Genomic DNA, 20208 nt, shown 5'->3' with positions numbered 1-20208 from the left:
AAAACCAAAAAAGCCGAAAACTTTCGTTTTCGGCTTTTCATCTGTACTGAAGACGGGACTTGAACCCGTACGTCCTAATGGACATTGGATTTTAAGTCCAACGTGTCTACCAATTCCACCACTTCAGCATCTTGATTACAGACTGTAATCAAATTGGTATATTTTTTAAAGAATAGAGCGAAAGATGGGATTTGAACCCACGACCTCCACCTTGGCAAGGTGATGCTCTACCCCTGAGCTACTTTCGCAGTTTTTAAAGAACAATTTCGCTTTCAAAGCGGATGCAAATTTATAATATTTCTTAGAATTGCAAAGCCTTTTTTAAAAATAAATTAAAAAAATTTTAAGCTTGCTTTTTCTTAAGCAACATTCTCTTAATTTCATTGAGTTTCATCAAGGCTTCCACTGGCGTAAGTGTATCAATATCAGTATGTAATATTTCATCTTTTATTTCAACCAATAATGGATCATCTAAATTAAAGAAACTTAACTGTAAATCGTCTTTTATACTTTTTACCTTATCTGTAAGTTCTTCACTCGAATGTGACTTCTCTAATTTAGATAAAATTTTATTAGCACGTCTAATCACTTGTTGCGGCATTCCCGCCATTTTTGCCACATGAATTCCAAAACTATGCTCGCTCCCACCTTCTACCAGTTTTCGAACAAAAAGCACATTATCCTTTAATTCCTTTACAGCAACATTAAAGTTTTTAATGCGACCAAAAGTTTCAGTCATTTCATTTAACTCATGGTAATGTGTAGCAAATAACGTTTTTGGTTTCGATTGATGCTCATGTAAATACTCACTAATAGCCCAAGCAATTGAAATACCATCGTAGGTACTGGTTCCTCTTCCTATTTCATCTAAAAGCACCAAACTTCTATCCGATATATTATTAAGAATTGAAGCCGTCTCATTCATTTCTACCATAAACGTAGATTCACCCATTGAAATGTTATCACTCGCTCCTACTCTAGTGAAAATCTTATCCACTAAACCGATTCGCGCTTCTCCTGCTGGCACAAAACTTCCAATTTGCGCTAAGAGTACAATTAAAGCCGTCTGTCTTAAAATAGCCGATTTACCAGACATATTTGGCCCAGTAATCATTATAATTTGTTGCGCGTCTCTATCTAAAAACACATCATTGGCAATATAAGGCTCACCAATTGGTAATTGCTTTTCTATAACAGGATGACGCCCTTCTTTTATTTCTAAATCGAAACTATCATCTATTTGCGGATAGACATATTTATTAGCTTTTGCCAAACTTGCAAAACCACATAAACAATCTAATTGCCCAATAAGCTGTGCATTCTGTTGTACCGAAATGATAAACTGATGCATCCAAGTCACCAAATCGGCGAATAATTGCTGCTCAATGGCTAAAATACGTTCTTCAGCTCCCAATATTTTAGCTTCGTATTCTTTAAGCTCTTCTGTGATATAGCGCTCTGCACTGACTAGTGTTTGCTTACGTATCCATTCTTCTGGCACTTTATCTTTATGAGCATTTCTAACTTCAATATAATAGCCAAAAACATTATTAGATGCTATTTTCAAAGAGGTAATACCTGTGCGCTCACTTTCGCGCGTTAGCATATTATCTAAATAGGTTTTTCCGGATTGAGATAAACCTCGTAATTCATCTAATTCTTCTGAAAAACCAACAGCAATCGTATTCCCTTTTAAAATATTTACTGGCGCTTCTTCGTTTATAGTTTCCTTTATTTTATCTCGAAGCAAATCACAGCGATGCAAATTATCGCCTAATATTTTTAAGGCTTCATTCTCGCAAGTTTCTGCAACCGATTTTATAGGCACAATAGCATCTAAAGAATTTTTAAGTTGAATCACTTCACGAGGACTCACTTTAGTCGTTGCAATTTTTGAAATTAAGCGTTCAATATCGCCTATATGCTTAATTTGTCCTTGAATATCTTGAAGTACACTTTCATTTTCCAATAAATACTTAACAACTTCATGACGTTGTTTTATTTTTTCGGCATGTTTTAGAGGTAAAGCCAACCAACGTTTTAAGGTTCGTCCACCCATGGCAGAAATCGTTTTATCAATCACATTGATTAACGTTACGGCATTAGCATTGGTAGAATTATAAAGTTCTAGATTCCTAATCGTGAATTTATCCATCCACACATAATCATCCGTTGCAATTCTTGAAATGGTTGCAATATGCTCTAATTTATTATGACGTGTTTCTCCTAAATAATGAAGTACAACACCAGAAGCTATAATACCTTCATACAAATCCTCAATACCAAAACCTTTAAGCGTTTTCGTATTAAAATGCTTGGTTAAAGTTTCATTTGCATAATCAGCTTGAAACACCCAATCTTCCAAATAAAAGGTATGAAAATCAGTTCCGAAAGTTTCAGAAAACACTTTTCGGCTTTGTTTTGAAATTAAAACTTCACTCGGATTAAAATTCTGAAGTAACTTGTCGATATACTCCGCATTGCCTTGAGACGTTAAAAACTCACCTGTTGAAATATCTAAAAAGGATATTCCAATACGTTGCTTTTCAAAATAAACAGCCGCTAAAAAGTTATTCGATTTAGAGTGTAGAATATCATCATTAAAAGCCACACCAGGTGTTACTAATTCCGTAACGCCTCGTTTTACAATGGTTTTGGTCTGCTTTGGGTCTTCTAATTGGTCGCAAATAGCAACGCGCTCTCCTGCTTTTACCAATTTTGGCAAATAGGTATTAAGAGAATGATGCGGAAAACCAGCCAATTCGGTTTCACTTTCGCTACCTGCACCACGCTTGGTTAAAATAATATCTAAAATTTTTGAGGCCTTAACGGCATCACTTCCAAAAGTTTCATAAAAATCGCCAACTCTAAACAGTAAAAGTGCATCAGGATATTTCACCTTAATCGCATTATACTGTTTCATTAGTGGTGTTACTTTTTTTGCCTTTTTAGCCAATGGTAATCGCGTTTTAAATTATACTTTTGTGCTGAATTATTTCAAAATTGCAAGTTTGCTAAATTACTTATATTTTGAGGCTTATTAAAACCGAAAGACTAGAAGTTATTTACAGCTGTTGATAAGTGAAATAAGCTGTCATTCCTGCGAAGGCAGGAATCCATAAAAGAAATTAATTAGAAATAGATTCCTGCCTTCGCAGGAATGACAAACATATTCGATGTCACAGAAGCATACTATAAGCAGAAAACTAAAAAACGAAGAATTAGACCGATTAGAAATTTCCGAATTTAAGGATGCTAAAAAATCGCCAATCATTATTATTCTAGATAATATTAGAAGTTTAAATAATATTGGCTCTGTGTTTAGAACGAGTGATGCTTTTTTAATTGAAAAAATCTACCTCTGTGGTATTACAGCACAACCACCGCATAACGACATTAGAAAAACCGCTCTTGGAAGCACGGAAACAGTGGATTGGGAATATGCAGAACACACTTTAGATGTGATTGAAAAACTGAAAGCAGAAGACGTAAATATCTGTTCTATAGAGCAAGCAGAAAATGCCACGATGCTTAATGATTTTAAACCTCAACCCAACCAAAAATATGCCTTTGTTTTTGGTAATGAAGTGAAAGGTGTAGCTCAGGATGTGGTTGACGCTAGTGATGTGGTTATTGAAATTCCACAATATGGCACCAAACATTCTTTAAATATTTCGGTGAGTTGTGGTGTAGTGATTTGGGATGTGTTTAGTAAGCTTAAAAACACAAACTAATACTCAACTGTCATTCCTGCGCAGGCAGGAATCCATAACCTTAAGAACAAAAACAAGTAGATTCCTGCCTTCGCAGGAATGACAAATCATGAAAAAGAAAACAAAGACACCTTGGCCTACAAAAGACGCTATGCAACAAGTCTATGATTTGCATCTTTGGGGCGGAAAAGACTTTGATTTTTATTCGGGTTCAGGTTCTCATGATGCTGAAATTGTTACACCTTATATAGAGTGTGTTTCTTCGTTTTTAAAAGCGCACAATAATGCGCTAACGGTTTGCGATTTGGGTTGTGGCGATTTTAATATTGGGAATCAACTAACTCAATACACTAAAAAATACATCGGAATTGATATTGTAGACAATCTCATTGAACGCAACAAAAAACTATTTAAGGCTGACCATTTAGAGTTTCATTGCCTAGATATTGTGGAAGACGAATTACCAAAAGCCGATTGCATCATACTTAGACAAGTCTTGCAACATTTATCCAATGATGAGATTCAAAACGTGGTTGAGAAATTGCAAAATTATAAATACGTAATCCTTACAGAACATGTACCTATTGGAAATTTTGAATCGAATAAAGATATTATTTCAGGTCAAGGGATAAGAATTAAAAAACAAAGTGGTGTTGATGTGTTGGCTGCGCCATTTAATTTGAAAGCAAAAGAATCGAAAATTTTAATTGAAATAATTCCAGCGGGTAATAATGGGATTATTGTGACTACACTTTATATAATTGATTAAAGTTTCTGTCATTTCGAGCGAAAGCGAGAAATCACATTGTTCTTGATTTGTATGAATCATTATATTGATGATGATGATGATGAGATTCCTCAATCGTGCCTCATTTCGGAAACCTAACGAAGTGGTTCGACGCAGTCAATGACAACAAGGACTTCACACTATTTACTTCCTACTTTGAACTTTACACTTCCAACTTTACACTTCCAACTAATTACGTCTCACTGCTAATGGAAGCCGCATTAATCTCGCCCAACAACCACAAATAATCTTCACGATGCTTCACGAAGTCCTTATCTGATATATCAATGATTTTCACATTCATTTCTGGCTGACTTTTTAAAAAGTCTAAGTATCCTGAATTTATTTTTTTAAGATAATCGTCCTTTATGTCTTTCTCGTAGTTGCGTCCGCGTTTTTTAATATTCCGTTGTAAACGCTCCGTGTTTTGATAGAGATACACATACAAATCTGGTTTTGCAATATCCTTATATACTTGGTAAAATAGTTTTCTATACAACCTAAATTCGTCTTCTGGCAAGGTTATCTTAGAGAATATAAGGGACTTGTTTACATCATAATCACTAACCATAAAATCTTTGAACAAATCTAATTGCGATAAATCATCACTGATTTGCTGAAAACGGTCTGCCAAAAAAGACATTTCTAAGGTAAAAGCGTAACGTTCTGGATTTTTATAGAATTTTGGCAGAAAAGGATTATCTGCAAAACGTTCTAAAATAAGTTTTGCATTAAAATCTTGAGAAATCTTATTCGTTAAACTTGTTTTTCCGGCACCAATATTTCCTTCAATGGCAATATAATTGTAATTGGTAAAGCTGTAAGATTTTCTTGGATTTTTAAGCCAGATATTTATCGGCTCTATTTCAGATTCATCAATACATTCAGTCAATAATAGTTCTATCGTCCTATCTAAAATAGGATGTTTAAAATCTTTCGCAATATCTAAAAGTGGTTGCAGTACAAATTTACGATGTTGTAAATGTGGATGCGGAATCACTAAGGTTTTTTCGTCTATAATCTCATCTTCAAAAAATAAGATATCTAAATCTATTTCTCGCGATGCATAACCGTCTGATGATTTAGTTTCTCGTCCTAATTCTACTTCAATTGTTTGAAGTAATTTTAGAACTTTCTTTGGTCTATATTCGGTTTCTACAATGATACAGGCATTATAAAAATCATCGCCTTCAAAGCCTAAGGCTGGTGTTTTATAAACTTTAGAAATCTTTTTTACCGCACCAATTTTTTCAAATATAGCATCTACAGCAGCTTGCAAATATTGCAATTTGTTGCCTTTATTACTTCCTAATGCTATGTGAGTGATTTTGGTCGGTTTCATTTGAATCAACAAAATAACTAAAACAATTTTTATAACTTTACCTTTACGGAAACTATTTATTAACCATTTTCAATGTCATTAAAAGACAAGCTTTTAGCACAACGTATTTACTTCTTACTTGGTGGACTTTTTATCACATCATTGGTTGTTTCAAATTTAATTTTTCAAAAATTCTTTTATTGGCATCCTTTTGATATTGAAATATTTGGCTCTAAATTATTCGAAATTTCAGTGGGTATTTTACCGTATCCTATCACATTTCTTATTACAGATTTAATCAGTGAGATTTATGGTAAAAAACGCGCCAATGACATTGTGGTTCTGGGTATATTTGCGTCATTATTCTCGTTATTAATTATTTACACAGCTTCAAACGTTCCAGCCACAACGTGGTCTTATGTAGACGACAGCACATTTAAATTGGTGTTTGGTAACACATCGCTCGCTGTTTTTGCGAGTATGGTTACTTATTTGTTTGCGCAATTTGTAGATATTCAGATTTATCATTTCTGGAAACGCTTAACCAAAGGCAAACATCTGTGGCTTCGTAATAATTTTTCTACATGGTTTTCGCAATTTGTAGACACTTTTACTATACTTATTTTACTGTGTAGTTTCGGAATTATACCATGGGAAAACTTTAAAGGCTTACTTATTAGCGGCTTTCTGTTCAAAGTTTTAATTGCATTTTTAGATACACCATTTTTATACCTTGGTGTGTTTCTATTTAAAAAACGTTTTAAACTAAAAGTAAATGAGGAAATAAATTTACTGTAACGGTTAAACAAAACATTAAAATCTTCTTAAACTTGACAACCGCAGCAACTTTTATACAGAAATTTGCGTATATCATATAAAGACGCTGTTTAAAAGCACAATAAAACCTTATGAAGAAATTTTTAAAAATTATCGGAATTGTTTTACTTATTTTCATTGCAATTCTTATCGCTATACCATTTGTTTTAGAATCTAAAATCGACACTATTGTTCAGAATTATGCCGATGAAAATTTAGACGCAGACTTATCCTTTGATGATATTAGCTTGAGCTTAATTAGTAGTTTTCCTAAAGCCGAAGTGAGCGTAGAAAATTTAAAAATTACAAACAGAGCACCTTTTGAGGGCGAAAACTTAGTGATTGCAAAATCATTATCGTTTGAAATGGGAATGACTCAATTATTAAACGGCACAGAAGACCCTTTAGAAATTAACGAAATCATAGCAGACGAGCTTCTGCTAGTTATAAAAACCAATAAAACAGGTGCTGTAAACTATGATATTGTAAAAGAAAGTGATACAGCAGAAACAACCACGACAACAGAAACAGAGAGTGCTGCAGGTTTTAGTTTTGACATAGACCATTACGAATTAAATAATAGCGCTTTTACATATATAGATGACACTTCCGATTTAAAATTTTACCTCACAGAAATTAATCACGACGGAACAGGTATTTTCTCTGGTGGTACTTCGCAATTAGACACCAACACAGAAGCAAACATAACTTTTGCAATGGATAGCATTGAATATTTAAGCAATAACAGCATAAAATTAGATGCGCTTATAGATTTAGATTTAGAACAAGAAAAATACACCTTTAAAGAAAATAAAGGTTATATAAACGCATTGCCTTTAGAGTTTGATGGTTATATACAAATGGTTGAAGCCGGACAACAAATGGATATTACGTTTAAAAATCCGGAAGCTTCATTTAAAGATTTTTTAGCAGTAATACCAAAAGCTTATGCTAAGGATGTTGAGAATGTAAGCACCACAGGAAACTTTACCGTAAATGGAATTATAAAAGGATTGGTTTCAGAAGAAACAATTCCCACTTTGGATATTAATTTAAACTCAACTAATGCATCTTTTAAATATCCAGACCTTCCAAAAAGTGTCAGAAATATTGCCATTGATGCCTCTGTAAAAAACACAACTGGAAATATTGATGATACATTTGTAAATATTGATAAGCTTAATTTTCAGATTGATGACGATTCTTTTAAGTCCGAAATTCATGTAAAAAACCTAACTACAAATCAACAAATCGATGCTAAACTCGATGGTGTTTTAAATTTAGCAAACATTACTAAAGCGTATCCTGTTGAATTAGAAGATGAATTGAGTGGTATTTTAAAAGCAAACATCAATACCTCTTTTGATATGAATGCTCTTGAAACTAATGCTTACCAACGTATTAAAAACACAGGTAATGTGTCGATGAGTAATTTTATATTTTCTTCGGAAGACATTATAAATCCTGTGCAAATAAATACAGCGGATTTATCTTTTAAACCAGGAACGGTAAGTCTAAATAGTTTTGATGCATTAACCGGAAAAAGTGATTTTTCAGCCACAGGAACCATTAATAATTTATTAGGTTTTTTGTTAAGCGACAAAAAATTAGAAGGAAATTTTAACTTGACTTCTAACACGTTTGCGCTTTCAGATTTTATGTCCGAGGAAGAACCATCAGCTGAAACAACAGATACAAATAAAACACCTTCTGAAACCACATCAACAACCGAATCGTTGAAGATTCCAGATTTTTTAGATTGTACCATAACAGCTAATGCAAAAACAGTTATTTATGATAATTTAAATCTAAAAAATGTAAAAGGACAGTTATTAATAAAAGACCAAACTGCAACCCTTAAAAACATGACTACTGATATTTTTAATGGTCAATTAGGATTATCTGGTAATGTATCTACAAAAGAGGCTCAACCTGCTTTTGATATGAGTTTAGCCATGCAAAATTTTGATATTTCTCAATCCTTTAAAGATTTAGATATGTTAAAAGCTTTAGCACCAATTGCCAAAGTATTACAAGGAAAATTAAATTCTACAATAGATGTTAGCGGTTTATTAGACAGTAGTTTTTCGCCAGATTTAAGTTCTATTTCTGGTAGTGCTATCGCAGATATATTAACTAATAATATTGATGCTGATAGTAGTCCACTACTTTCTAATTTAGATAGTAAATTAGATTTTATAGATTTCAATAAATTAGACCTTAAAGACCTTAAAGACCTTAAAACAAAATTAAGTTTTGAAAACGGACAAGTGTCTGTAAAACCATTTACCATAAATTATAAGGACATTCCTATTGAAGTTTCTGGTTCTCATAGTTTTTCAAACACCATGAATTATAATGCAGTACTTCAAGTACCAGCAAAGTATTTAGGTAGTGATGTTAATCAGTTAATAGGTAAGATTGATGATAGCGAAGTGACTAATTTAACCATTCCGGTTACGGCTAATATTGGTGGTACATTTACTAGTCCTAATATACAGACGGATTTAACTTCTGGTGTTACCAACTTAACAAAGCAATTAATTGAGATTGAAAAACAAAAATTAATTAACACAGGAAAAGATAAGGTTACCGATTTAATAGGCGGACTTTTAGGCGGAAATACAAATACCAAAGAAACCGACTCTACAACTACTGATACACCCACAAAAGAAGAAACTACAAAGCAAGAAGCAACTGATAAAGTTAAAGAGGGCGTAAGTAATATTTTGGGTGGTCTTCTAGGAGGCAAAAAGAAAACTGAAGACTCAAAAGCACAAGATTCCACCAAAAACTAACCGTTAATCGTTAAAATTGCATTTATTTTATAAAAATAAGTTAATAATCATTAAATAATTTGGAATTCTTAATTATTACGTTATAATGTAGGTTCACTAAATATTAAAAAGTATATATGAGGCAGTTAAAAATCACCAAGCAGGTAACCAATAGAGAAGATAAGTCTTTAGATAAATATCTACAAGACATTAGTAAAATTCCATTGATTACCGCAGATGAAGAAGTGGAGTTAGCACAACTTATCAGAAACGGTGATCAAGCAGCATTAGACAAATTAACAACAGCCAACTTAAGGTTTGTTGTATCTGTTGCAAAACAATACCAAAATCAAGGATTAAAATTACCAGATTTAATTAATGAAGGTAATGCTGGTTTAGTAAAAGCAGCTAAACGTTTTGATGAAACTAGAGGTTTTAAGTTTATTTCTTATGCTGTATGGTGGATTAGACAAGCTATTTTACAAGCTTTAGCAGAACAATCGCGTATTGTACGTTTACCATTAAATAAAATTGGTACAATTAATAAGATTAATAAGGCATTTTCTCACTTAGAGCAAATAAACCAAAGACCACCTAATGCAGATGAGATTGCACGTGAGTTAGACATTAGCGAACGTGAGGTAAAGCAGTCTATGAAAAATTCAGGACGTCACCTATCAATGGATGCACCATTAAAAGATGGCGAAACGTTTAGTTTATATGATGTAGTTAGTTCTGGCGAATCACCAAGACCTGATAAAGATTTAATGAAAGAATCTTTAAATACAGAAGTAGAACGTGCATTAGAGACGTTAACTCAAAAGGAAAGTGATGTTATTCGTTTAAACTTTGGAATAGGCGATCAACCACCAATGACTTTAGAAGAAATTGGAAGTATCTATGATTTAACCAGAGAAAGAGTTAGACAAATTAGAGAAAAAGGTATCCGTAGATTAAGACATGCAAGTAAGAGTAAAATCTTAAAAACGTATTTAGGTTAAAAATAAATATCTAAAACATTAATTTAATTTTTTATTCTCAAATAGTTAGCATATATTTGCCGACCATTTGCAAGAATTAGTTAACAAAAATATATCGATAATGATTAAAATCGAAATCAAAGAAGGAGAAAATATAGAACGTGCACTTAAGCGTTATAAGCGTAAACACAGAAATGTGCAAATTATGCAAAACCTTAGAGAGTCTCGTTATTTCACTAAGCCTTCTGTAAAGAGAAGAAGAGAAATTCAGAAAGCTGAATATATTCAGGGTTTAAGAGACGCTGAAAACGTATAGTTTTTCTCATTTATAAAGTTTTTATAAAAGAGTAGCCTTTGTGCTACTCTTTTTTTATGCTTTAATTTCAGTTTTTCTAAACATTTCATTTTATCTTGAAGTGCTAAAAATTTAAAATCATAATTTTATATGCCAATTATTAAAGCTGTTAGAGGAAAACAACCTCAAATCCCTGAAGATTGTTACGTTGCTGAAAATGCAACTATAGTTGGAGAAGTCTCCCTAGGAGAACAATGTAGTGTTTGGTTTAATGCTGTAATACGAGGCGATGTTCATTTTATAAAGATGGGTAATAAAGTTAATATTCAAGATGGTGCAGTTATCCATGCTACCTATGAAAAATCTCCTACGACCATTGGTAATAATGTTTCTATAGGACATAATGCTATTGTACATGGTTGTACCATTAAAGATAATGTACTTGTTGGTATGGGCAGTATTATTATGGACGATTGCATTATAGAAAGCAACAGTATCATTGCTGCAGGTGCTGTAGTCACGAAAAATACAATTGTAGAATCTGGAAGCATTTATGCTGGTGTACCAGCAAAAAAAGTTAAAGACATTAGTAAGGAATTGATCTCAGGGGAAATAGATAGAATTGCTAACAACTATGTAAAATACTCTGGTTGGTTTAAGTAGTAGTACTTAAAAACTTTGTTTTAAACGTTCTATTAGAACTTCAATATCTGAAATTTCATTTAACACATCCGCACTTAAAACTGTTGAAATTTCATTACCATTTAATTTTAAAATTGTAGGATAAAGCATCTTAACGTTTGGAAATTTAGATTCAAATTCATCTTTGTGATAAAACTCCATGTCAAAAGGGCTTTGAGATCTAAAATTTTTCCAGGTTGAGTTTTCTGAAAACACATCATGCGTTAATGTACATAAGCGACAATTATATGTTGAAGGGCTAATTAATTTATGACCTACATCAAACAAAGCGTTTAATTTCCCAGAATTAGCATTGTAAATAAAAAGTAATTTCATGCTACCTTAGTGCAACCATATGATAATTCCTTACTAGAATTCCAAAAAAGAAGCATTGAATTTATGATCTAGAATAGAATTTAAAACTGCCACATTACTGTTGGAGAATAGATTGATATTTGGTTTCACTTCAGAATCATTCAATAAATTATGAGCAGACAATACAGATTGTGTTTGTTTTGCTACAGCAAGACCAGAATCTATAATTTTAACTGTACTAGGAAGCATTTTGGTTAGCATAGGAATCAGGTAAGGATAATGTGTGCATCCTAGAACCAAATAATCTATATTCTGCTTTAACATTGGTTCTAAATACTTTTCTAAAAGCAGTAGCATTTCTTTTGTACCTACTTTATCTTCTTCTATTAATGGTACAATACCTTCACCAACTTGTTCTATCACTTTTATTCCTGAAGCATACAAGTCCGTAGTTTTATGAAAAAGCTGACTGCTTAGTGTTCCTTTAGTCGCTAAAATACCAACTGCTTTAGTCTGTGTATTTAAGGCAGCTGGCTTAATAGCTGGTTCTATACCTATAAATGGAATATTGTAATTTTCCCTTAAATAATTTATAGCATTTGTTGTAGCTGTATTACAGGCAACTACAATAATTTTGCACTCTTTAGCTATTAAATATTCTGTGTTTTTAATACTGAGTTGAAGTATTTGGTCCTTAGACTTATCTCCATAAGGTGCATTTTTACTATCTGCCAAATAAAAACAATTCTCGTTTGGTAACAAGGCATGGATTTCTTTGAAGATAGATGTACCACCAATTCCAGAATCGAATATACCAATAGGTTTTTTGCTCATTATTACAAAAATAAAAAGTCGCTTAACAATAAGCGACTTTCTAATTATTTATTTTAATTTAGGATTACATTCCTAATTGCTTTTTTACATCTGCCATGATATCTTTACCATCTGCAACGATAAGCATTGCTTCATCTACAACGTATTGAAAACCTTGAGCTTTAGCTACTGCTTTGATAGCGTTATCTGCCTTTTCTACTATTGGCTTTAAAAGATTAAATTCTTTCTCTTGCAATTGCTTTTGCGCTTGTTGTTGGTATTGACCTAAACTTTGCTTCATTGTTTCAACTTCTTGCATACGTGCTAAGTTTTCTTCTTCCGTCTTAGATTCTGCCTCTAAGTTGTACTGCTTATATTTAGCGTCTAATTCTTTGTAAGAACCTTGAATTTCTGCCTCATAGGTTTTACCTAATTTTTCAATCTCAGCTTGAGCTGAAGCATATTCTGGCATCGCCTTAATTAGCTCTTGCTTATTTATATGTGCAATTTTACTTTGTGCTGATGTAAAACTAGTAGCTCCAATAAAAAGTACTGCTGCAAATAATAATGTTTTTAAATGTTTCATTTTTCTAAAGTGTATTTGTGTGTTATAAATTATTTATTGTTTGTTGTTTGTTTACTATTTAGTCATTTTTCTTAGCCTTAGCGATAGAGTCATTCTTTCTAACTTGCCTCTCACGTTCTTCTCTCGCTTTTTTACGGTCTTCTAAAATTTTCTTTTTTCTATCTTCTAACGCTTTTTGGCGTGCTTCTCTTTCTTTTATTTTTTGCAGACGTTTTGCTTCTGCTATTTCAGCTGGTGTTTTAGGTGTCTTGCCGCTCAAAGAATCTTTCTTAACGATTCCTTTTGCCATGGTACTATCTACTTTTACTGCTGATTTACTTTTATCTGATATCGAATCCTTTTTCGTGTCAGTATTTTTATTTACAGCTTCAGTTCTCGCGTTTCTCTTATCAATTGCACTCTGGCGACGTTCTTCTGCTTCCTTTTTCTTTTTATCTCTTAATTCTTGCTGAGCTATTTTTCTTTCCTCTGCTGCTTTTTCACGCTCTGCTCTTGCTGCTGCCAATTGTTCTTCACGCTTAGCTTTACGCTCTTCTAATGCTTTTTGACGTTCATCTTTACCTTCACTTACTTCTGGTACAACTTCCTCCTCCTCTAAAGCCTTACGTTCTTTTTTACTTTTGGCTTGCGAGCGTTTAGATGATCTTGTAATCGTTTTTAAAACACGCTCACTAATATCATAGCGATCTGCTGAATATAGCATTACAACATCTGCTGATTTATCAAACACAAAATCATATTTACCTGTTTCTGCTATATCTTGTACAGCTGCAAAAATCTGATCTTGAATGGGCTCAATCAATTGACGCTTCTGTATCATTAAATCGCCATTTGGTCCAAATCGCTTTTGTTGATAATCTAAAACCTCTGCTTCTTCATAAGTGATATCTTCATAACGTTCGTCATATAACTCTTTCGTTAAAAGAACACTTTCGTTATCTAACTCCTTTTTCTTTTGAGCAATGACATTTAGTTTTGATTCTATTTCAGATTTCCATCCTAATACCTTTTTATCTAATTGCGCAGAAGCTTCTTGATACTCTGGTACATTTTGCAAGATATACTCTGTATCAATATATCCTATTCTAACACCTCGTTGTGCATTTGCATTAAAGCCAAAGAAACTTATAATTACTAATAAAAAAAGAACTTTAAAATTCATCATTTTTGTTTTCATGTTTTGAGACATTTTTGTCGTAACATTAAATTTTTATAGTTTAATGTTACTAATGTTCAAATTTAACGAAATAAATTCTTAAAAATTTTAACACCATGATGATTTCTTAATAAGCTATTAGAAAATATCGTGCCAAACTTAAAATTGTTGACCAATTATAAAGTGAGTTTCCCATCTTTTCACTGAAGCACCATATGGAGCTGCATCAAATGCATGACCAAAGTCTATCCCTAATAAACCAAAGGCTGGCATAAAGATTCTAAGCCCAAAACCGGCTGATCTCTGTAGGTTAAACGGATCAAAATCCTTGAATGTATTCACAGAACTACCTGCTTCTAAAAATGTTAACGCATATATTTTAGCTTGAGAGGCTAAAGTAATAGGATAACGCAATTCTAAAGAGAATTTGCTATATATAGAACCACCATCAGTATCTGATAATGATTGATTAGGATAACCACGTAACTGAATCACTTCTCTTCCATCTAAGGAATAGTTTGCTAATCCATCACCACCAACGAAGAAACGTTCAAAAGGAATTACACCTCTATCATTGTTATATGCTCCAAGAAACCCGAATTCTACACTAGGCTTTAATACAAACTTTTTTGTTAAAGATTGGTACCAATCTGCCTTAAATTTAATTTTATAAAATTCTAACCACTTAAAACGTTCTTGATCTATCTCTCCAATTCTAGTATTAGCATCGTTATAAGCTGTACTTCCAACGGTTGAGTTATTTAAATTTTCTACCTCATCTGCTCTATCTTCGCTTAAGGCTCCGTAATCTACACCGTTTACTAAAGAGTATGGGAATGAAAATTTAGCAGAAATATTGAAACTTGAACCTCCTGTTGGGAAAATTGGATCAATTCTAAGGTCACTTCTACTTAAGCCAATAGTATAAGAAAGGTTATTAGACGTCCCGTCACCAAATGTAAATAAGCTGGTTGTGTAGTTATTTAGATTATAATGTTGATAACTTAATGCCTGTGATAATAAAAAGTAATCATCTGGTTTAGAAAGTCTAGTAGACAATCCAAAGGTTATACCTGTAATATTAAAACTTCTACTCTTATTTGCTGTTCCTGTAGATGAATCATACAAAAACTGTTTAGAATGCGAAAGCGACGTTGACATCTGGTATGGCTTTTTACCACCAAGCCAAGGCTCACTAAATGAAAAACTATATGTTTGAAAATACTGACTAGCTTGAAGTCTTAATGCTAAACTTTGGCCATCACCTCTAGGAACTGGTACGTACGCTTCTTTATTAAAAAGGTTTTTAATTGAGAAATTATTGAATGACAAACCTAAAGTACCGATGAAACCTCCTCCACCATATCCACCTTGCAGTTGAATTTGACTAGATCCTTGTTCTACAACAGAATATTCTACATCTAATGTACCATCTACAGGATTAGGGTTTTTGATATTTGGCGTAATTTGCTGAGCGTCAAAAAATCCTAATTGTCCTAATTCTCTAATTGTTCTAATTATATCAGACTTTCTATATAACTCTCCTGGACGTGTTCTTATTTCTCTATAAATAACATGATCATTAGTAACATCATTTCCAACAATTGTCACGTTGTTAAAATAAGCTGGCTTACCTTCAGAAATTCTAATTTCCATATCAATAACATTACCTTCTGCACTTACTTCTACTGGATTAATTGTAGAGAACATGTAACCGTTATTTTGATATAAGTTGGTAATATCTTGAGCATCTGGATTGGTATCATCTGCAATACGTTCTCTCAATTCTACTCCATTATATGTATCGCCTTCTTTAATACCTAATAATAGTGCTAGTTGTCTGTCAGAATATACTGTATTACCTACAAAAGTTATTTTACCAAACGTATATTTCTCACCTTCTTCTACTTTTATATTAAGGTTTATCGTTTTATCGTCTATATAAGTAATAGAATCTGAAATCACTCTCGCATCTCTGTATCCATTCTCTTTATAATAATCAACTAAGCTAACTAGGTCTGTTTTAAAATCGTCTTCAATATATTTAGAGCGTTTTAAGATTCTCAACGGACTTAGACTTTTTTGCTTCGTGTTTTTCATTGCTTTACGAAGCTTTTTATCCGCTATTTTTTCATTACCATCAAAAGTAATAGCCTTAATTTTTACTTTCTCGCCTTGGTTAATATCCAAAGTCATATTAACACGCTCTTTCTCAACAGAATCAATAACTTGGGTGGTCTTAATACTAACTTTAGTATTTAAGAACCCTTTTTTTCTATATTTATTGGTAAGATAGTTTTTAGTAGTAGCGATTAAGTTTTCTGTAACTTTTACACCAGGCTTTAATTTATTTTCCGAAATTATTTCATCTTTCTTACTTTTCTTAACACCTTCTATAGTAAGTTCTTTAAGTTCTGGCAAGTCAATTAATTGAATTTCTAAATCTGCAGTGCTTCCATCAATGTTAGTCACATAGATATCAATACTACTAAATAAATTAGATTTCCATAATGTTTTTACAGCATTGGCGATTTTTTCTCCACCAACTTGTATTTCTTCGTCCTTTCTTAATTTAGAATAGGCTATTATGGTTTGTGCACTAAAGTTAGTGTTTCCTGTAACCGTAATTTCTTTAATTAAATAGGTTTCTCCTGCTTTTACTTGAGCATTACTTGCAAATGAAATTGTAAACAGTAATACAGTACAAAAAAGTTTTATGAATGAATTCAAAACTGAATTATTAGGTAAGTTGTTCGCTTGTTTTTCCAAATCTTCGTTCTCTGTTTTGATAATTTACGATTGCCTCATAAAGATTTTCTTTTTTAAAATCTGGCCATAAAATATCTGTAAAATATAATTCTGCATAGGCTATCTGCCAAAGCAAAAAATTACTAATACGTTGTTCTCCACTTGTGCGAATAAGTAAGTCTACGTCTGGTAAATTTTGCGTGTAAAGATGCTTATTTATAATTGATTCATCAATACTTTCAGAAGAAATTATATTATTTTTAACTTTAACTGACAATTCTTTGATAACATTAACAATTTCTTCACGAGAACCATAGCTTAACGCTAAGGTTAATGTCATATTATCATTATTTTTTGTCTTTTCTATTACATCTAATAGTTCGTTATGCGCTTTTCTAGGTAAATCTTTTAGCGATCCAATGGCTGATAGTTTTATACCATTATCTTGTAAGGTTTTAATCTCTTTCTTTAAAGATTTAACCAAAAGTTTCATTAATGTCTGAACTTCTAATTTTGGCCTATTCCAGTTCTCTGTAGAAAACGCATAAAGTGTGAGGTTTTTTATCCCTAATTCTGCACTGGCTTCTACAGTTTCTCTTACAGATTTTGTACCATTCTCATGACCAATTGCTCTTATTAGCCCTTGCTGCTTTGCCCAACGTCCATTACCATCCATAATAACAGCAATGTGTTTAGGAAGCTTATCTTTATTTATTTGTTCTTTAATACTCATTTTAAAAATTGCAATAACAAGGTCGTCTACCAAAGGTGTAAGTTAGTGTAAATCCTGTAAACATATACCAATCATTATTATTGATGTTTCCAAAACTAAACTGCTCTCTATATTCTGAGTCTGGCATACTACCATCTAACTCATCTGAGAACGTATAACGAGCACCAATTTCTGCTGCCAAAATTAATTGATTGGTAATATTGGTTTTATAACCAATGGCCATAGGAATCCCAAATGCCCAACTATCTGTATCTTCTGAAACAATCTCGCCTGCTGGCGAAAAATAAAAATTATCATGATTGGCAACTGATATACCTGTATATAAATATGGTGTTCCTTTCATTCCGCTTGTATGAAGATCAAAATCAAAAAACGTAAATTCCATACCTGCTGATACTTCTAAAATATTAGAATTAAATTCATAACCTCTTTCTATTCTTCTAGGATCGTCAGATTTTCCATCAATACCGTTTAAATCTGTAAACGTAACGGAAGCTCTAAATGAATGCCTAGGACTTCTATTCCACTTAAATAAAGCTCCAAAAGCTGGCTGATTTGGAGAAATGTATTTACTCGAGCCTACATCTCCAATAAAATTACTACCACCAACAAACACACCAACCTCATAGATTTGAGCATCAATTGTGTTAACCATAAAAGCACTAAATAAAAATAGAAAAAAATACCTCATAAATTTTTCAAAGTTTGCAAATATAACAATTAAGAATTTTGTGAAACAATTTGACACAAAATGTATTACAGATTAACTGATTTTTAAGGTATTTATTGTTATTCCTAATTATTTAGTTGCGTCGGTCTTCTCCCCAAAGTAATTTTTTTCGAAGCGTCTCTAGAAAGGTTTCATCTAATAATTCCACCATTTTTACAACAAAATTTGCTTTCTCTATCGTTACAGTGGTTGTATTAGATAAGGTTACAATTCTAGAATCAAGAGACATGAGAAACTGATCTTCTCGTCCATTGACTTTTAACTTTACTGTTGTATTATCTGGTATTATAAGCGGACGAGCACTCAAATTATGAGGCGCTATAGGTGTTAAAGCAAAACTCTTAGCATCTGGCGTTATCACTGGCCCACCACAACTTAAAGAATAACCTGTTGACCCAGTTGGTGTAGACAAAATAAGACCGTCTGCCCAATAAGACGTTAAATACAAATCATTAAGATGTGTATCTACAGTAATCATAGAGGTTGTATTTTTTCTACTAATAGCTATTTCATTAAGAGCAAAATTTGTTTTAAGTATATCCTCATGTTCTGGCTCGGTGGATACACTTAACAATGAACGCTCCGATATTTTGTATTCGCCTTTAAAAATCTCAGTTAATGCAGACTCAATATCTTCGGTTTGTATAGTTGCTAAAAACCCTAAACGCCCTGTGTTAATACCTACAATTGGTATTCCTAAATCTCTAACATAGGTTACAGCTCTTAAAATGGTACCATCACCTCCAACACTAATTAATAGATCATACGATGTATCAAGCGCATCAAATATTTGCACTTTTGAACTATTTTGGATTTCAGAACTCTGAGTCGTTAAAAATTCGCGTTCAAAAAAAACATCAGCCTTTTTATCTAATAAGACATCAAGTAATTGCTCTACAGCCTTTTGTGTAGTTTCCTTAACGTAATTTTGACCGTATATTGCTACTTTCATGTATAATTGTTATTCTATAATAGTCTTAAACGGTGCTTTTATTTTTATTCAAAAAAAATCTAAAACAGTTTAATTCATCATTACATATTAAGGTATTTATCGAGATATTGTGAACGTTCTTTTAAACTTTCAATATAAGAATCATCTTCATGACCAGAAACAATGTTATAACTGTAACGTCTAAAGGTTTGAATCACTTCATTAACACTTGCATTACTTATTTTTAAAGTTACCTTCACTAAATCGCCATCCATTTTAGAAATAAAAGCACCCAAAAGCTTAGCATCATTAGACTCTACAATTTGGCTAATTTCACTAAACGAATAATCGTTAATTCCTTTCTCAACAATTAAAATTCCACCAGGTTCAGAAAAAAATGGCGTTTCATTAAACAAATGTATAATATCATTTAGCTCATAATAGCCAAGATATTTATTATTCTGGTCTAGAATTGGCAAAATATTAGAGTCATTTTGTGCAAATGCTTCTAATACATCTAACCAATTTGTGGTAGGTCTCACAAAAAAACCTTCAATAGCATAGGCACAGTCACTAATGGTAATATTGTTCTCAAAACAATGCGTATCAGTTTCAGAAATACAACCCATATAGACATTATCCTTCATTACAGGAATATGTGAATATGTCAATTGATTAAATAACGTTTGTAGATCGCCAATTTTATCAGTTACACTTAACGGTTTAATATCATTGATTACAAAATTTTGAAGCTCCATTATGCAAAATAAATTTAGGTGCAAATTAATCAAAAAAACCCACAAAAAGCATGCACTTGTTTGTATTT

18 protein-coding genes and 2 tRNA genes are annotated in these 20208 nt (G+C 32.4%); 7 read left to right on the top strand and 13 right to left on the bottom strand.

What is annotated here, in order from left to right; translation table 11 throughout:
• Nucleotides 1–44: 44 nt before the first annotated feature.
• The 3 genes from ACJBCC_RS00200 to mutS form a co-directional block, all read right to left on the bottom strand.
• Nucleotides 45–128 (bottom strand) — tRNA-Leu (locus tag ACJBCC_RS00200).
• A 48-nt stretch (nucleotides 129–176) separates the two neighbouring features.
• Nucleotides 177–248: transfer RNA gene (locus ACJBCC_RS00195), tRNA-Gly, on the bottom strand.
• A 95-nt stretch (nucleotides 249–343) separates the two neighbouring features.
• Nucleotides 344–2956 carry a DNA mismatch repair protein MutS gene (gene mutS / locus ACJBCC_RS00190; protein WP_407556081.1) on the bottom strand — a complete coding sequence of 871 codons (2613 nt, stop codon included), beginning with the start codon at nucleotides 2954–2956 and terminating at the stop codon, nucleotides 344–346.
• A 220-nt stretch (nucleotides 2957–3176) separates the two neighbouring features.
• On the opposite strand from mutS, the gene ACJBCC_RS00185 reads away from it, so the two are divergent.
• Together ACJBCC_RS00185 and ACJBCC_RS00180 are read left to right on the top strand one after the other, a co-directional pair.
• The gene (locus ACJBCC_RS00185) at nucleotides 3177–3734 is read left to right on the top strand and encodes an RNA methyltransferase (RefSeq protein ID WP_407556080.1); all 558 of its coding nucleotides are present in this window, start codon (nucleotides 3177–3179) and stop codon (nucleotides 3732–3734) included.
• 88 nt (nucleotides 3735–3822) lie between these two features.
• Nucleotides 3823–4482 (top strand): class I SAM-dependent methyltransferase, encoded by a 660-nt coding sequence (locus ACJBCC_RS00180; protein WP_407556079.1) that lies wholly within the window; start codon nucleotides 3823–3825, stop codon nucleotides 4480–4482.
• 211 nt (nucleotides 4483–4693) lie between these two features.
• Here ACJBCC_RS00180 and folK read toward each other — a convergent pair whose 3' ends face one another.
• Nucleotides 4694–5842 carry a 2-amino-4-hydroxy-6-hydroxymethyldihydropteridine diphosphokinase gene (gene folK / locus ACJBCC_RS00175; RefSeq protein ID WP_407556078.1) on the bottom strand — a complete coding sequence of 383 codons (1149 nt, stop codon included), beginning with the start codon at nucleotides 5840–5842 and terminating at the stop codon, nucleotides 4694–4696.
• Nucleotides 5843–5914: 72 nt separating this feature from the next.
• On the opposite strand from folK, the gene ACJBCC_RS00170 reads away from it, so the two are divergent.
• The 5 genes from ACJBCC_RS00170 (at nucleotide 5915) to ACJBCC_RS00150 (ending at nucleotide 11352) form a co-directional block, all read left to right on the top strand.
• Nucleotides 5915–6619, top strand: a complete 705-nt coding sequence (locus ACJBCC_RS00170; protein ID WP_407556077.1) for a queuosine precursor transporter — start codon at nucleotides 5915–5917, stop codon at nucleotides 6617–6619.
• A 110-nt stretch (nucleotides 6620–6729) separates the two neighbouring features.
• Nucleotides 6730–9435, top strand: coding sequence for an AsmA-like C-terminal region-containing protein (locus ACJBCC_RS00165; RefSeq protein WP_407556076.1), 2706 nt, complete (start codon nucleotides 6730–6732; stop codon nucleotides 9433–9435).
• A 116-nt stretch (nucleotides 9436–9551) separates the two neighbouring features.
• The gene (locus tag ACJBCC_RS00160; protein ID WP_157362674.1) at nucleotides 9552–10415 is read left to right on the top strand and encodes an RNA polymerase sigma factor RpoD/SigA; all 864 of its coding nucleotides are present in this window, start codon (nucleotides 9552–9554) and stop codon (nucleotides 10413–10415) included.
• Between the two features lie 100 nt (nucleotides 10416–10515).
• Complete coding sequence (gene rpsU / locus ACJBCC_RS00155) at nucleotides 10516–10710, top strand: 30S ribosomal protein S21 (protein WP_008269492.1); 195 nt, start codon at nucleotides 10516–10518, stop codon at nucleotides 10708–10710.
• Nucleotides 10711–10839: 129 nt separating this feature from the next.
• Complete coding sequence (locus ACJBCC_RS00150; RefSeq protein ID WP_299098836.1) at nucleotides 10840–11352, top strand: gamma carbonic anhydrase family protein; 513 nt, start codon at nucleotides 10840–10842, stop codon at nucleotides 11350–11352.
• A gap of 6 nt (nucleotides 11353–11358) precedes the next feature.
• Here the strand turns inward: ACJBCC_RS00150 and ACJBCC_RS00145 are convergent, their stop codons facing one another.
• The 9 genes from ACJBCC_RS00145 to ACJBCC_RS00105 form a co-directional block, all read right to left on the bottom strand.
• Complete coding sequence (locus ACJBCC_RS00145; protein WP_407556075.1) at nucleotides 11359–11706, bottom strand: GTPase; 348 nt, start codon at nucleotides 11704–11706, stop codon at nucleotides 11359–11361.
• Nucleotides 11707–11739: 33 nt separating this feature from the next.
• Nucleotides 11740–12519 carry a glutamate racemase gene (murI, locus tag ACJBCC_RS00140; protein WP_407556074.1) on the bottom strand — a complete coding sequence of 260 codons (780 nt, stop codon included), beginning with the start codon at nucleotides 12517–12519 and terminating at the stop codon, nucleotides 11740–11742.
• Nucleotides 12520–12583: 64 nt separating this feature from the next.
• Entirely contained in the window at nucleotides 12584–13084 is a 501-nt protein-coding gene (locus tag ACJBCC_RS00135; protein WP_299098829.1) for an OmpH family outer membrane protein, read from the bottom strand.
• Nucleotides 13085–13142: 58 nt separating this feature from the next.
• Entirely contained in the window at nucleotides 13143–14261 is a 1119-nt protein-coding gene (locus ACJBCC_RS00130) for an OmpH family outer membrane protein (RefSeq protein ID WP_299098827.1), read from the bottom strand.
• A gap of 138 nt (nucleotides 14262–14399) precedes the next feature.
• Nucleotides 14400–17009: an outer membrane protein assembly factor BamA gene (gene bamA, locus ACJBCC_RS00125; RefSeq protein ID WP_407556073.1), complete on the bottom strand. Its 2610-nt coding sequence runs from the start codon at nucleotides 17007–17009 to the stop codon at nucleotides 14400–14402.
• The gene (locus ACJBCC_RS00120; RefSeq protein ID WP_299098824.1) at nucleotides 16981–17721 is read right to left on the bottom strand and encodes an isoprenyl transferase; all 741 of its coding nucleotides are present in this window, start codon (nucleotides 17719–17721) and stop codon (nucleotides 16981–16983) included. The genes bamA and ACJBCC_RS00120 overlap by 29 nt, the downstream gene beginning before the upstream one ends.
• Nucleotide 17722: 1 nt before the next feature.
• Nucleotides 17723–18412, bottom strand: coding sequence for a DUF6089 family protein (locus tag ACJBCC_RS00115; protein WP_299098821.1), 690 nt, complete (start codon nucleotides 18410–18412; stop codon nucleotides 17723–17725).
• A 112-nt stretch (nucleotides 18413–18524) separates the two neighbouring features.
• Entirely contained in the window at nucleotides 18525–19403 is an 879-nt protein-coding gene (locus ACJBCC_RS00110) for an NAD kinase (RefSeq protein WP_299098819.1), read from the bottom strand.
• Between the two features lie 80 nt (nucleotides 19404–19483).
• Nucleotides 19484–20140, bottom strand: coding sequence for a CBS domain-containing protein (locus tag ACJBCC_RS00105; protein WP_299098817.1), 657 nt, complete (start codon nucleotides 20138–20140; stop codon nucleotides 19484–19486).
• Nucleotides 20141–20208 lie beyond the last annotated feature (68 nt).

The organism is Winogradskyella sp. 4-2091 (assembly GCF_045765065.1).
Classification (GTDB): Bacteria; Bacteroidota; Bacteroidia; order Flavobacteriales; family Flavobacteriaceae; genus Winogradskyella.
Note: the sequence above shows the minus strand (reverse complement) of the source record. Positions and strands in the feature narration are given on the sequence as shown.